The 14081-nt window shown below is 32.7% G+C and carries 12 protein-coding genes; 3 read left to right on the top strand and 9 right to left on the bottom strand.

The features are described from left to right. Window positions 1-16: 16 nt before the first annotated feature. The 3 genes from asnB to KQS_RS09120 all read left to right on the top strand — a co-directional run bounded on the left by asnB (window position 17) and on the right by KQS_RS09120 (window position 4801). A complete protein-coding gene (asnB, locus tag KQS_RS09130; RefSeq protein ID WP_014388899.1) occupies window positions 17-1633 on the top strand; it encodes an asparagine synthase B in 1617 nt (538 codons plus the stop codon). A gap of 218 nt (window positions 1634-1851) precedes the next feature. Beyond that, entirely contained in the window at window positions 1852-3792 is a 1941-nt protein-coding gene (gene gyrB, locus KQS_RS09125) for a DNA topoisomerase (ATP-hydrolyzing) subunit B (protein ID WP_014388898.1), read from the top strand. A gap of 1 nt (window position 3793) precedes the next feature. Continuing rightward, window positions 3794-4801, top strand: a complete 1008-nt coding sequence (locus KQS_RS09120) for a DUF6588 family protein (RefSeq protein WP_014388897.1) — start codon at window positions 3794-3796, stop codon at window positions 4799-4801. A gap of 40 nt (window positions 4802-4841) precedes the next feature. Here the strand turns inward: KQS_RS09120 and KQS_RS09115 are convergent, their stop codons facing one another. The 9 genes from KQS_RS09115 to KQS_RS09075 all read right to left on the bottom strand — a co-directional run bounded on the left by KQS_RS09115 (window position 4842) and on the right by KQS_RS09075 (window position 14073). Then, on the bottom strand, window positions 4842-5567 hold the full coding sequence (locus tag KQS_RS09115; RefSeq protein ID WP_014388896.1) for an LOG family protein: 726 nt from the start codon (window positions 5565-5567) through the stop codon (window positions 4842-4844). Window positions 5568-5669: 102 nt separating this feature from the next. Beyond that, window positions 5670-6503, bottom strand: coding sequence for an alpha/beta hydrolase (locus KQS_RS09110; protein ID WP_014388895.1), 834 nt, complete (start codon window positions 6501-6503; stop codon window positions 5670-5672). 15 nt (window positions 6504-6518) lie between these two features. Then, on the bottom strand, window positions 6519-9350 hold the full coding sequence (gene uvrA / locus KQS_RS09105; RefSeq protein ID WP_014388894.1) for an excinuclease ABC subunit UvrA: 2832 nt from the start codon (window positions 9348-9350) through the stop codon (window positions 6519-6521). Between the two features lie 77 nt (window positions 9351-9427). After that, window positions 9428-9739 (bottom strand): DUF6787 family protein, encoded by a 312-nt coding sequence (locus KQS_RS09100; RefSeq protein WP_014388893.1) that lies wholly within the window; start codon window positions 9737-9739, stop codon window positions 9428-9430. A 1-nt stretch (window position 9740) separates the two neighbouring features. After that, window positions 9741-10163 carry a DUF6146 family protein gene (locus KQS_RS09095; RefSeq protein ID WP_014388892.1) on the bottom strand — a complete coding sequence of 141 codons (423 nt, stop codon included), beginning with the start codon at window positions 10161-10163 and terminating at the stop codon, window positions 9741-9743. A gap of 72 nt (window positions 10164-10235) precedes the next feature. Continuing rightward, complete coding sequence (locus tag KQS_RS09090; RefSeq protein ID WP_014388891.1) at window positions 10236-10793, bottom strand: hypothetical protein; 558 nt, start codon at window positions 10791-10793, stop codon at window positions 10236-10238. A gap of 45 nt (window positions 10794-10838) precedes the next feature. Continuing rightward, a complete protein-coding gene (locus tag KQS_RS09085) occupies window positions 10839-11792 on the bottom strand; it encodes a D-2-hydroxyacid dehydrogenase (RefSeq protein ID WP_014388890.1) in 954 nt (317 codons plus the stop codon). A 21-nt stretch (window positions 11793-11813) separates the two neighbouring features. After that, window positions 11814-12890, bottom strand: coding sequence for a 3-phosphoserine/phosphohydroxythreonine transaminase (gene serC / locus KQS_RS09080; RefSeq protein ID WP_014388889.1), 1077 nt, complete (start codon window positions 12888-12890; stop codon window positions 11814-11816). A 121-nt stretch (window positions 12891-13011) separates the two neighbouring features. After that, entirely contained in the window at window positions 13012-14073 is a 1062-nt protein-coding gene (locus KQS_RS09075) for an acyl-CoA reductase (protein WP_014388888.1), read from the bottom strand. Window positions 14074-14081: the final 8 nt, after the last annotated feature.

Below are 14081 nucleotides of genomic sequence, written 5' to 3'. Positions count from 1 at the left end.
ATTAAAATAAAAAGTTATGTGCGGAATATTAGCCATTATAGGGAAAGGAAAAGATGAAGCGTTAGTAAAACAGTTGTCAAAGAGAATGAGTCACAGAGGGCCAGATGAAAGTGATATCCATGTTATGGAAAAAGGTCATATTTTAGCTCATGAGCGTTTATCAATTGTTGATTTACATACGGGAAAACAGCCTATTCAAGGTACTTCATCTGCTTGGATGGTGCATAATGGTGAAATATATAACCACAAACAATTAAGAGCTACTACATTGGCTAATCATACTTTTAGAACAACTTCTGATTCTGAAGTGATAGTACATTTGTATGAAGAGTTTGGTTACGATTTTTGTAATATGTTGGATGGAATTTTTGCTTTCGTTGTAATCGATGGAGATGATTTTATTGCAGCAAGAGACCCTCTTGGAGTGAAACCTATGTATTATGGAATTGATGAAAGAGGAAGAACCTATTTTGCTTCGGAAATGAAAGCAATTGCTGATCAATGTGCAACTTTTTCAACCTTTCCTCCAGGTCATTTTTATACTGAAAAAACGGGGTTTGTAAAATATTATCATCCAAAATGGGAAGACCAATCCAAAGCAATTGAAGAAGTTGATTATCAAACTATCCGAACAACTTTAACAAAAGCTGTAGAAAAAAGATTAATGGCAGATGTTCCTTTTGGAGTTTTATTATCAGGTGGCTTAGATTCTTCCTTAATTTCATCTATAGCTTGTAGATTAACCGAAAGTTCAGGACAAAAAATTCACTCTTTTTCAATTGGTTTAGATGAAACAGCTCCTGATTTATTAGCTGCGAGAAAAGTGGCTGAATTTATAGGAACTGATCATCATGAAGTGTTTTTCACTGTTGCGCAAGGCATTGATATTTTAGAAAAATTAATTTGGCATTTAGAAACTTACGATGTCACTTCTGTAAGAGCTAGTACACCAATGTACTTTTTGTCAAAAGCGATAACCGATAGAGGAATAAAAATGGTATTGTCTGGAGAAGGAGCTGACGAAATTTTTGGAGGTTATTTGTATTTTAGAAACGCTCCATCTGCGCAGGAATTTCAAAGAGAAACGATTGATAGAGTGCAAAAATTATTTACAGCCGATTTGTTGCGAGCAGATAAATCAACCATGGCGCATGGATTAGAGGCAAGAGTGCCATTTTTAGATAAAGCTTTTTTAGAAGTGGCTATGAATATAAAGCCCGAAGAAAAGCAACCTAAGACTTATGACGGAATTGAAAAATATATTTTAAGAAAAGCGTTTGATACTCCAGAAAGGCCTTATTTGCCAGAAGAAGTTTTATGGAGACAAAAAGAACAATTCTCAGATGGAGTAGGATACAATTGGATTGATACTTTAATAGAGTATTGCACTGAGCAGGTTTCAGATGAAGATTTTGCAAAAGCAGAATTGTTATACCCTTATAATACGCCTGTAACGAAAGAAGCCTTTTTTTATAGAAGTATATTTCATAAATTTTATCCACAACAAAGTGCCGCACAAACGGTAAGAAAGTGGATTCCAAAATGGCAAGAGAATCTAGATCCAAGTGGAAGAGCAAACGCTGCTCACGTGGAGGCAGATACCTCAATTGCCCTAGAGAAAGTACGAGTTTAGTTTTTCGTAAATAGTGGTTTGTTTGTAAAATACGTTAGTGAGCAATTGCTAGCGTATTTTCTTTTTTAAAACACATCTAGAATGCTAAATTAAAGTGTATCAATTGTTAAATTATTTTGTTGAAAACTTATCAGTTATCGGTGGTATTTTGTTTAGAAATTAGGTTTGAATTGATTATATTTGCTCGTTAGACTAAAATACAGACAAATAACTTAATTATGAGCGACGAAGTAAAAAAGAACAATTATTCGGCAGATAGTATTCAGGCGTTGGAAGGAATGGAGCACGTACGTATGCGTCCATCCATGTATATTGGAGATACTGGAGTAAGAGGTTTACATCACTTAGTATATGAAGTTGTAGATAACTCAATTGATGAGGCTCTAGCTGGACATTGTGATACTATTTTTGTAGCAATTAACGAAGATAATTCTATCACGGTTGAAGATAATGGTCGTGGTATTCCCGTAGATATTCACAAAAAAGAAGGTGTTTCTGCTTTAGAAGTTGTAATGACTAAAATTGGAGCAGGAGGTAAGTTTGATAAAGATTCTTATAAAGTTTCAGGAGGTCTTCACGGGGTGGGGGTTTCGTGTGTGAATGCTTTATCGGATCATTTGAAAGCTACTGTTCATAGAGAAGGTAAAATTTATGAGCAAGAATACGAAAGAGGAAAAGCATTATATCCGGTTAAACAAATAGGGACAACAGATAAAAGAGGTACAATTGTAACTTTTAAACCTGATGGAACTATTTTTCAACAAACACTAGTGTATTCTTATGAAACATTAGCTGCACGTTTACGTGAATTATCGTTCTTAAATAAAGGAATTACAATTACTTTAACGGATAAAAGAGAATTAGATGATAAAGGAAATCCTGTTTCTGAAACATTTCATTCTCAAGAAGGTTTGAAAGAATTTGTTAAGTTTTTAGATGGAAACCGTGTGCCAATCATTGGACATGTTATTTCAATGGAAAATGACAAAGGTGAAATTCCGGTTGAAGTAGCCTTGATTTACAACGAAAGTTACACAGAGAATATTTTCTCTTACGTAAATAACATTAATACGCATGAAGGAGGTACACATTTACAAGGATTCCGTATGGGATTAACCCGTACCTTGAAAAAATATGCTGATGCTTCTGGATTATTAGATAAATTAAAATTTGAAATTTCAGGAGACGATTTCCGTGAAGGTTTAACTGCAATTATTTCTGTAAAAGTAGCTGAACCTCAATTTGAAGGTCAAACTAAAACCAAATTAGGAAATAGAGAAGTAGTTTCTCCTGTATCTCAGGCGGTAGCTGAAATGCTTGAAAATTACTTGGAAGAAAATCCAAATGATGCCAAAATCATCGTTCAAAAAGTAATTTTAGCCGCTCAAGCACGTCATGCAGCTAAAAAAGCTCGTGAAATGGTACAACGTAAAACCGTTATGGGCGGTGGAGGACTACCAGGTAAATTGTCTGATTGTTCGGAACAAGATCCAGCAAAATGTGAAATTTTCCTAGTTGAGGGAGATTCAGCGGGTGGTACAGCTAAACAAGGTCGTGATCGTTTCTTCCAAGCTATTCTACCTTTAAGAGGTAAGATTTTGAATGTGGAAAAAGCCATGCAACACAAAGTGTTTGAAAATGAAGAAATTCGAAATATTTTCACCGCATTAGGAGTAACAGTGGGTACTGAAGAAGACAGCAAAGCTTTAAATTTATCTAAATTAAGATACCATAAAGTAGTAATCATGTGTGATGCCGATGTCGATGGTTCTCACATTTCTACACTTATTTTAACGTTCTTCTTCCGTTATATGAAAGAATTGATAGAAGGAGGACATGTTTATATTGCTCAGCCACCGTTATACCAAGTGAAAAAAGGGAACAAAAAAGCCTATGCTTGGAACGATGACCAACGCGATAGAATTTCAATGGAATTTGGTGGAGGTACTAATGTACAACGTTATAAAGGTCTTGGGGAAATGAATGCTGAACAATTATGGGAAACTACTTTGAATCCTGAATTTAGAACATTACGTCAAGTAACTATTGATAGTTTGTCTGAAGCGGATAGAGTGTTTTCTATGTTAATGGGTGATGAGGTACCACCTCGTAGAGACTTCATTGAGAAAAATGCGGCTTATGCCAAAATTGACGCTTAATATGTTAAAAAAAATAATTTTTTCAATAATCGTTTTAGCTTCTTATTATAATGGGAAGGCACAAACAATTAATCAATTACAGCAAGTAGGGTATCTTTTAGAAGATGCCCTATTTTATTCTAAACAATACATAATTCCCGCTACAGATGGTGCCGTTTATCAAGCTTCAGGTGCCTGGAACCATTCAAATAAAAAAAGGAAAACGTGGGATTTATCCATGGGAATAAATGTTAATATGTTCAATGTCCCTAAAACTGATAGAACTTTTGTAATTAATAATTCTGATTTTAAATTTTTTCAAATAGAAAATGGGGCTACTTCGGCAACTGTTCCTACAGCAATGGGAAATGACAATCAAATTTACTTAGTTGGAGATCTTGATGGTCAACAAATAAGATTGAAAACTCCCCAAGGTATTAATCAACAGTTAGTGGTTTATCCTTATTTAGATATTAATTTAGCCTTACCATTTGGAACAGAGTTACTAACCAGAACATCAACAAATACCAAATTAAAAAAAGGGTATTATCAAGTGTATGGTTATGGACTTAAGCATAATTTAAGTCAGTATTTTCCAAAATTGGAAAGTAGAAATATCTATTTTTCTGCATTAGCTTATTATTCAAAAGAAGACATTAGTTTTGATTTTTTAGATATTAATACCAATTTTGGGAGTTTAGGCATCAATCAAATTAACGGGTTAGTTGATACTTTTCATTTTCAATTATCTGGTTCTAAACAAGTAGGAAAAGTTGAAATCATAGGAAGTTTTATTTGTAATACTAGTAAATTCAATTACAAAGTTTCTGGAGAAAAAGGCACGATTGAAAATGTTTTTCCTATTCAATCAACTATTAATAAGTTATTGGATACTATTGAGAAAGATAAAATAAATTATGTAGGTGAAGTGGCTGCCAATTATCAAATTAAAAGATTTAATGTAGTTACTTCTTTTGCTTTTGGTAAATTTATGAATGGAAATATAGGCATTCAATATAAAGTAAACTAAATAAAAAAATCCCAATTAAGTAATTGGGATTTTTGTTTTATTAGAAGTTTGGCGATAAGTTGTATTTTTTGTAGAAATTATCTAAAGCTTCAACAACTTCATCTTCTGTATCCACAATTTTAAATAAATTCATGTCTTCCGGACTTGCATTTTTAAATTGGTCGATGATTACACTTTGAATCCAATCTAACAATCCAGTCCAAAATTCTCTTCCTACTAAAATAATAGGGAATTTAGCAATTTTCTTGGTTTGAATTAAGGTAATAGCTTCAAACATTTCGTCTAGCGTTCCAAATCCACCCGGCATTACTACAAATCCTTGTGAATATTTAACAAACATTACTTTTCTAACGAAAAAATAATCAAAATTTAGGTTTTTATCTCTGTCAATATAAGGATTAAAATGTTGTTCAAATGGCAATTCAATGTTTAATCCAACAGAGGTTCCACCTCCAAAGTGAGCACCTTTATTTCCGGCTTCCATAATTCCAGGTCCACCTCCAGTGATGACACCGTAACCTGCTTTACTGATTTTATAGGCAATTTTTTCGGCTAATAAATAATATTTGTCTTCTGGTTTCGTTCTAGCTGAACCAAATATTGATACACAAGGTCCAATTCGTCCCATGGCTTCATATCCATTTACAAATTCGGACATGATTTTAAATATAGCCCATGAGTCATTGGTTCTAATTTCATTCCAAGTTTTTTGTTTTAACTTATCTTGGATTCTTTCATCATCATTTTGATATTGATCTGCTGCCATAATAAATGTTTTAATTTGTAATATAACAAACTAGTAAGGTTAATAATAAAATAATAGCAGTGTTGTTGTGTGAAGTAATTAGGTCGCTAAGATACTATTTATTTATTTATTTGTTGAAAATAATTTTGTCAATAATTTTATTAGTTCATTATTCCACATTCGATAATCATGTCCACCATCGAAAGTTTTTATGGAAATAAAAGATGATGAATCATTATAAACTTTTCTCATAAATTCATTTTCATTTTTCACCCAATCTCCTTCTTTAGTACCGTATACAATATATAAATTTGGATGCTTTTTATCTGTTGTCCATTTTTTTGCAGAATTCATTCCTACTGCAGAAAAACAAAGATAAGTTCCAATAATGTTAGTTTGATAATTAAGCAAGCTAATACCAAAATCAGCACCATTGGAAAAACCATAAAAATACCTATTTGTTTTGGAGGATTGTTGATTCAGTTGTTTTTCAATATGAGTAATCATTTCATTTTTAAAATAATTCATATGATTATCAAATCTTTTTGATAAAATTGAATCATTTGTTTGTTTTTCAACATATTCGAAATATCTGTATTTATTATAGATTTTTTTACCATTACCAAAAGTACCTGAACTATCCGCGATTTTCGTATTACAATGACTTTCTACAAAAATTATTGGTCTAATTATATTATTTTCAATTAATGAATCTAAATTTTTCTTCAAAAAAGAATTTTCTTTAATAGTAAATCCATCAGTAGCATATACTATGGGATAGCTTTCTGATGAATTAAAATTTTTTGGTAAATAAATATTATGTTTTCTATATTCAGATAAAGATTTACTGTAAATGGAATCAGTGAAATATTTTGAATGCGACTCTACTATACTTTTATTCGATTTACAAGAAATAAAAAGCATTAAAATTAGTAAAGCAAATATGTTTTTTGTCATTCTATAATTAATTATTTATGATAACTCTTTTTTCAAAAACAACGCAGTATGACTCTTTTTATTTTTTATTACTTCCTCTGGTGTGCCAGAGCAAACCACTGTTCCGCCGCCTTTACCACCTTCAGGACCAATATCAATAATGTAATCAGCTAATTTTATTACATCTAAATTATGCTCAATGATTACCACAGTATTGCCTTTTTCTACTAATTTATTGATAACATCCATTAATATACGAATGTCTTCAAAATGTAAACCTGTTGTAGGTTCGTCTAAAATATAAAATGTATTTCCAGTATCTTTTTTAGATAATTCAGTAGCTAATTTGATGCGTTGGGCTTCCCCACCAGATAAGGTAGTACTTTGTTGTCCTAGTGTAATATAACCCAATCCAACATCTTGAATAGTTTTTACTTTTCGGTAAATTTTGGGAATATTTTCAAAAAAATCAACCGCTTCATCTACAGTCATGTTTAAAACATCTGAAATTGATTTTCCTTTGTATCGTATTTCTAATGTTTCTCTATTGAATCGTTTGCCTTGACAAGTTTCACATTCTACATATACATCGGGTAAAAAACTCATTTCAATAGTTCGAACGCCACTTCCTTCACAAGTTTCACATCGGCCACCAGAAACATTAAAACTAAATCGTCCCGGTTTGTAACCACGAATCATGGCTTCTGGCGTTTGAGTAAATAAACTTCTAATTTCTGAAAATACATCCGTATAGGTTGCAGGGTTACTTCTTGGTGTTCTACCAATCGGACTTTGGTCGATATCAATTACTTTATCAATATGCTCCAATCCTTCTATTTTCTTATAAGGCTGTGGTTTTTTTACTGCATTATAGAAATGTGTATTCAATATGGGATAAAGGGTTTCATTAATTAAAGTTGATTTGCCACTTCCTGAAACACCTGTAACACAAATCATGGTGCCTAATGGAAATTCTACCGATACATTTTTTAAGTTGTTACCGGTTGCCCCCGTCAGTTTTAAAGATTTACCATTTCCGATTCTTCTCTCTGTCGGAATCTCAATTTGCATTTTACCGCTGATGTATTGCGCAGTAATAGTGTTTTCTTTCAACAACTCTTTTGGAGTTCCCTGACTGATGATTTGTCCACCAAAACGACCTGCTTTCGGACCGATATCAATTACGTGATCGGCACGTTCAATCATGTCTTTGTCGTGTTCAACTACTAAAACTGAATTTCCAATATCTCGTAAACTTTCTAATGATTTGATTAATCGTTCGTTATCTCGTTGATGTAATCCAATACTAGGCTCGTCTAAAATATACAATACACCAACTAATTGTGAACCAATTTGTGTCGCTAATCGAATACGTTGGGCTTCACCACCGGACAAGGTTTTTGAACTTCTATTTAAATTTAAGTAGTCTAATCCAACATCCAATAAAAAACTTATTCTAGCGTTGATTTCTTTCAGAATTTCAGTTGCTATAACTTGCTGTTTTTCAGAAATATGATTCGGTAAATCATGGAACCATTGGGCCAATTCAACCACATCCATTTGAACCAAATCGCCTATACTTTTATCATTTAATTTAAAATACAACGATTCTTTTCTTAATCGAGAACCTCCACAAGCCGAACATTCATTTTCATCCATGAATTCTTTTGCCCAACGTTTAATGCTTTGTGAATCGGATTGTTCGTACTGATTTTTTATAAAATTCGAAATACCTTCAAAATCAATCTTATAATCTTTGGTAATTCCCATTACTTTGGAAACTACCGAAAATTTTTCATTTCCACCATTCAAAATCATGTCCATGGCTTCAGCAGGAATACTTTCAATTGGATCGGATAATTTAAATCCGAATTTTTCTCCAATCAGTTCCAATTGTTTAAAAATCCAAGTGCTTTTTTGTTCGCCTAAGGGAGCAAAACCGCCATTTTTTATTGAAGTTTTTGGATTGGGGATGATTTTATTGAGGTTGATTTCATTCACTACACCAAGTCCGTTACAACTTGGACAAGCTCCTTTTGGTGAATTGAATGAAAAATTATTAGGTTCCGGACTCGGGTAAGAGATTCCTGAAGTCGGACACATTAAGCTTCGACTGTAAAAACGAACCTCGTTGCTTTCATGCTCTATTACCATTAAAATATCGTCACCATGATGCATGGCCACTTTGATTGCTTCGGTAATTCTTTTATCGGTGTCCTCGTCTTGTTTTACGGCTATACGATCAATTACAATCTCAATATCGTGGGTTTTGTAACGATCCACTTTCATTCCGTAATCTAAATCGCGAATTTCGCCATCAACTCGGACTTTTAGAAAACCTTGTTTGGCAATTTGCTCAAATAATTCACGGTAGTGTCCTTTTCTTGAGCGAACTACTGGCGCAAGAATGTTGATTCTTTTGCCGTCAAATTCAGTGTAAATTAACTCTTTGATTTGGTCGTCGGAATACGAAACCATTTTTTCACCCGTATTATAACTAAATGCATCTGCAGCTCTAGCGTATAATAGACGAAGAAAATCATAAATTTCGGTAATAGTTCCTACAGTAGAGCGCGGGCTCTTATTGGTCGTTTTTTGTTCAATTGCAATTACGGGTGATAAACCATCAATTTTATCAACATCCGGACGTTCTAATCCACCTAAAAACTGACGGGCATAAGCTGAAAAAGTTTCAATATACCTACGTTGACCTTCTGCATAAATAGTGTCAAATGCTAAAGATGATTTTCCTGAACCCGATAATCCTGTAATTACTACAAGCTTTTCACGAGGAATGGTAACGTCTATATTTTTTAAGTTATGGGCACGAGCGCCAATAATTTCAATGGTTTCTTCAGAATGTTGCATAGCAATAGGTGCATTTTTGCAAAAATACGATAAAAGTTAGAAGTTAAGACGCAGAAGTTAAAAGTATTTTTATCTAATTATTCGTTATTTTTAAATAAAAAACCTAATCCCATTCTATTTAACATCTTCTTGATAAAGTTTAAGAAGAAATAGTGTTGGCCTGCTAATGTTCCAATGATTAACAATAATATTTTATAAATAGGTAAAATAATTATAATGTACAAAGGATAATAGAACCACAATCCAACGCTTTCTTTAGTTATACCTAATAAAGTTAATAGTGGCTTTGCAATTAGAGCAGAAGTAGAGCCTGTAATTGCAAATACCAAAAGAATTATAAATAACTGAAAATTACTTTGAATGTTCCAGCGTTCTTTTAATTTATTCATTTTATATTCGAGCAGGGAAACCGCCTAATTGTTGTTTATTGGTCATTTGAAAATAAACTAAATAGTTGTACAACATATAATTTACTTCAAAACCATAATTAATCGTTGATTCATAATTGATGGGCATTTCATAAAGATGCATTAATTTAGGATTTCTAGAACGATTATTCCACTCTAAAACCCAAAAACGATTTCTTGTTTCCAAATATTCTTGGGTATAAAATCCTCTTGGTCTTGCATAAGAATTAAACCAAGATGTAAATCCTCCATCAATGATAATGACTTCATAATCTAATTCTTCATTGACAATACGAATGGTGTCACTAGTTAATTTTTGATTGTTATCGGACGAAAAATTTTTATTCGATTGACAAGAAAAAACTAGTGTAAACAATATGGTCCCTATGAAAAATAGTTTAGACATATCTATTTATGAGCCATAAAGGTAAAAAAAAGCACCGATAAATCGATGCTTTTTAACTTTTATTTGTTGATTTTATTTTCCGAAAAGTTTGCCAAGTAATCCACCAAGACCACCTGATTTTTTTGAAACCATTTCTGTTACATCACTCATACCAACTTTACCATCACCATCTTGGTCTAATCCAAATTGACTTCCTACAGAAGAAACCATGTCTAGTAAACCACCGCCTTGACCTCCAGAAATTGAAGCAACTAAGTCGCTCATATTAAATCCAGGTTGATTAGGATCTTTTGCTTTATTCAATAGTCCACCTAATACTTGTGGAATTAATCCACCAGCAACACTTCCTGCGGCTTCATTAGAAAGTCCAAATTTTTCCCCCAAATTTCCGGTTACCTTATTGGCTAATTCTTGAACCACCGGATTATTCATGTCTATAGCAGATTGTCCGTTTAACAAACCGGCTAAATCAGAAACATTTCCACTAGCTACCATGTCTTTTAAACCAGATAAAATAGAAGAACTCGCTTCATTCATTACCGCATCATTTTGCTCATTAGGTACAGCTGAATTATTTACGACAGCTTCTCCACCAAATTGTTTTACTAGATCAGTTAATTGGTCAAACATATGTGTTTAATTTTTATAATTGATATAAATGTACAAAAAAAGTAATTAATTTTTTAATAAACTGATAATTTGTTCTGCTAATTCTGTCCCAATTCTGTCTTGGGCTTCAAGAGTAGCTGCGCCAATATGAGGCGTTAAAGAAATTTTCGGATTCATTAATAAATGCATTTCTGGGGTAGGTTCTTTTTCAAAAACATCTAATCCAGCAAAAGCAATTTTATCCTCATCTAAGGCTTCAATTAAAGCTACTTCGTCTATAACACCCCCTCGAGCACAATTAATTATAGCTGCACCCTCTTTCATGAGTTTAAGTTCTTCTCTTCCGATGACATAACCTTTTTGAGCAGGAACATGTAACGTTATGAAGTCGGCATGTTTCAATACATCCTCCATGGGTTCGGTTACAATATCCACATTGATGAATTGGCCATTGTAAAAATCTACTCGTATTACCGCTTCACTTACAAAACTATCGGCCGCAATTACTTTCATTCCTAATCCTAAAGCCATTTTAGCTACAGCTTGACCAATTCGGCCAAAACCAATGATTCCTAAAGTTTTACCTCTTAATTCAATTCCATTAGCATACGATTTTTTTAAGGCATCAAAATGTGTATCACCTTCCAAAGGCATTACACGGTTGGAATCGTATAAAAATCGGACACCAGAAAATAAATGCGCAAATACTAATTCAGCTACACTTTCAGAAGAAGAGGCAGGCGTATTAATTACATGAATATTTTTACTACGAGCATAATCCACATCAATATTGTCCATTCCAACACCACCTCGACCAATGATTTTTAAACCCGGACAAGCATCTATGATATCTTTTCTTACTTTTGTAGCACTTCGTACTAGTAGTACTTTTACATCATGTGCATTAATAAAATTAGCAACTTGCTCTTGTGCTACTTTAGTTGTGATTACTTCAAAACCTCCTTTTTCTAAAGCCTTTATACCGCTTTTAGAAATACCATCATTTGCTAATACTTTCATTTTTATGTTTTTTTATCAATTTTAAGAATTCATTTTTTGTTCGAATGCCTGCATCACGTCTACTAAAACTTGTACACTTTCTAGAGGTAAGGCATTATACATTGAAGCTCTATAGCCTCCAACAGAACGATGTCCGTTTAATCCTGAAATACCTGCTTCTTTCCACATCGCATCAAAAACATCTTTATGTGTTTCATCAACTAATAAAAAAGTAGCATTCATGTTACTTCTGTCTTCAACAGCTGCTGTTCCTTTAAAATAAGGGTTTCGGTCAATTTCAGAATAGAGCAAAGTTGCTTTCTGATTGTTAATTTTCTCAATAGCTGCTATTCCACCTAAATTTTTTAACCATTGTAAAGTTAATAATGAAACATAAATAGGGAATACAGGTGGTGTATTGTACATGCTTTCTTTATCAATGTGTTGTTGATAGTTCAACATGTTGGGAATGTCACGACCGGTTTTACCTAAAATATCTTCTTTAACAACAACTAAAGTAGCGCCAGCGGGACCCATATTTTTCTGAGCTCCAGCATAGATTAAATCAAACTGAGTAAAATCTAATACTCTCGAAAAAATATCAGAACTCATGTCGCATATCATTGGGATTTTTGTTGTTGGAAAGCTTTTCATTTGAGTTCCAAAAATGGTATTATTACTGGTGCAATGGAAGTAATCGGCATCAGAAGGAATAGTATATTCTTTTGGAATATGATTGTAATTTTCACTTTTGGAAGAAGCAACAACTAAAGTTTCACCAAAGTGTTTGGCTTCTTTTATTGCACCACTTGCCCAAGTACCCGTATCTAAATAGGCCGCTTTTCCGTTAACTTTCATTAAATTATAGGGCACCATTAAGAATTCTAAACTTGCACCGCCATGTAGAAATAAGGCTTGGTATCCTTTTCCTTCTAATCCTAGTAGCTCAAGTACTAAAGCTCGGGCTTCTTCCATGACTGCAACAAAATCTTTACTGCGGTGAGAAATTTCTAAAATAGATAATCCAGATTGATTAAAATCTAAAATAGCTTGTGCCGATTTTTCAAAAACTTCTTGCGGTAAAATACATGGACCAGCACTGTAATTGTGTTTTTTCATTTTTTAATTGTTAAGTTGTGTTTTAATGATTGCAAATTTCGCAATAACTTAACAATACAACCGATCAATAGAGGCTAAAAATGCGGTAGTTTATTAACGAAATCGTTTTCGTTTTAGAAAATTACTGCAAATTATTTAAAAAATGTAAAGTGTCAATATTGTCAGCATAATCCCAAAGTTTAGGATGCTGCGCTTGACCAAAAGGGAATGAATGTTCAATAACACCATTACTAACTACACATTGAATTAGTTCTTTATCTGCTTCTAATTTTGATTTCACATCTTCTATAGAATCATAATATTCATAAAATACAGAAGAAATTGGCGAAGCATAACTTGTATCTTCTTTAATAGTCATAAAACCATTATCTAAAATTTGAAAGAGACTCATTAAATATACGGCTTTGTTATAGTCGTAATTATTGGCGTATTTTTCATATTCAATGATGTCTTTATGAACAAACATGCCTTTGAAAAAAGCCTCGAAATTGTAGTTTTTTGGAACAAATAGTTTGGAAACATTTCTACAACCTAAACCAAAGTATCTAAAAATGTCATCACCTAATGCTTCTAGTTCTTTTTGCGATTCATTTCCGGTTAAAACGGCAACCGAATTTCTGTTTTTTCTAATTATATTTGGTTTAGAACCAAAATAATACTCAAAATAACGAGCTGTATTATTACTTCCGGTTGCTATTACTGCATCAAAACCTTCTAATTTTCCTTCAACAAAAGTAATTCTGTCCTCTAATCTATTATCTAAAGCAATTAAGTATTTCGCTAAAAATTTAATAAGATGTTGGTCGTTTGATGAAGTTTTTATCAAAGCATGATTACCAGTAATTACTACACTTAAGAAATCATGAAACCCTACTAAAGGGATATTACCAGCTAAAACAAGTCCGATTTTTTTGGGAGCTGTATTTTCGAAAGTATAGTTACTTAACCAAGTTGATAAATTTTCATCAGTAAGTGCTTCAGTCCAAGATTGAATAGCAAAAAATACATTTTCTGGTGTAAACCAATTGTTGTGTGATTGTGATAATTGAATTAAATCATTAAATTTTTCGAAAAAAGAATCATTGTTTTTGATTGCCTCTTTTTTAATGGTCTTATTCTCATTAAATTGACTTAAAAAATGACCTAATTCAACAAAACAATTTTTTATTTCGATTTGTAACATTTGTAACT

This window comes from Flavobacterium indicum GPTSA100-9 = DSM 17447 (assembly GCF_000455605.1).
Classification (GTDB): Bacteria; Bacteroidota; Bacteroidia; order Flavobacteriales; family Flavobacteriaceae; genus Flavobacterium; species Flavobacterium indicum.
The sequence above is the reverse complement of the archived record's forward strand: the minus strand, read 5'-3'. Positions and strand labels throughout refer to the sequence as shown.

What these genes read in the sequence shown, in the direction of transcription:
- asnB (WP_014388899.1), top strand. Translation starts at nt 17, where the DNA reads ATGTGCGGAATATTAGCCATTATAGGGAAAGGAAAAGATGAAGCGTTA.
- KQS_RS09075 (WP_014388888.1), bottom strand. Translation starts at nt 14,073, where the DNA reads ATGTTACAAATCGAAATAAAAAATTGTTTTGTTGAATTAGGTCATTTT.
- KQS_RS09110 (WP_014388895.1), bottom strand. Translation starts at nt 6,503, where the DNA reads ATGACAAAAAACATATTTGCTTTACTAATTTTAATGCTTTTTATTTCT.
- gyrB (WP_014388898.1), top strand. Translation starts at nt 1,852, where the DNA reads ATGAGCGACGAAGTAAAAAAGAACAATTATTCGGCAGATAGTATTCAG.
- KQS_RS09090 (WP_014388891.1), bottom strand. Translation starts at nt 10,793, where the DNA reads ATGTTTGACCAATTAACTGATCTAGTAAAACAATTTGGTGGAGAAGCT.
- uvrA (WP_014388894.1), bottom strand. Translation starts at nt 9,350, where the DNA reads ATGCAACATTCTGAAGAAACCATTGAAATTATTGGCGCTCGTGCCCAT.
- KQS_RS09085 (WP_014388890.1), bottom strand. Translation starts at nt 11,792, where the DNA reads ATGAAAGTATTAGCAAATGATGGTATTTCTAAAAGCGGTATAAAGGCT.
- KQS_RS09095 (WP_014388892.1), bottom strand. Translation starts at nt 10,163, where the DNA reads ATGTCTAAACTATTTTTCATAGGGACCATATTGTTTACACTAGTTTTT.
- KQS_RS09100 (WP_014388893.1), bottom strand. Translation starts at nt 9,739, where the DNA reads ATGAATAAATTAAAAGAACGCTGGAACATTCAAAGTAATTTTCAGTTA.
- serC (WP_014388889.1), bottom strand. Translation starts at nt 12,890, where the DNA reads ATGAAAAAACACAATTACAGTGCTGGTCCATGTATTTTACCGCAAGAA.
- KQS_RS09120 (WP_014388897.1), top strand. Translation starts at nt 3,794, where the DNA reads ATGTTAAAAAAAATAATTTTTTCAATAATCGTTTTAGCTTCTTATTAT.
- KQS_RS09115 (WP_014388896.1), bottom strand. Translation starts at nt 5,567, where the DNA reads ATGGCAGCAGATCAATATCAAAATGATGATGAAAGAATCCAAGATAAG.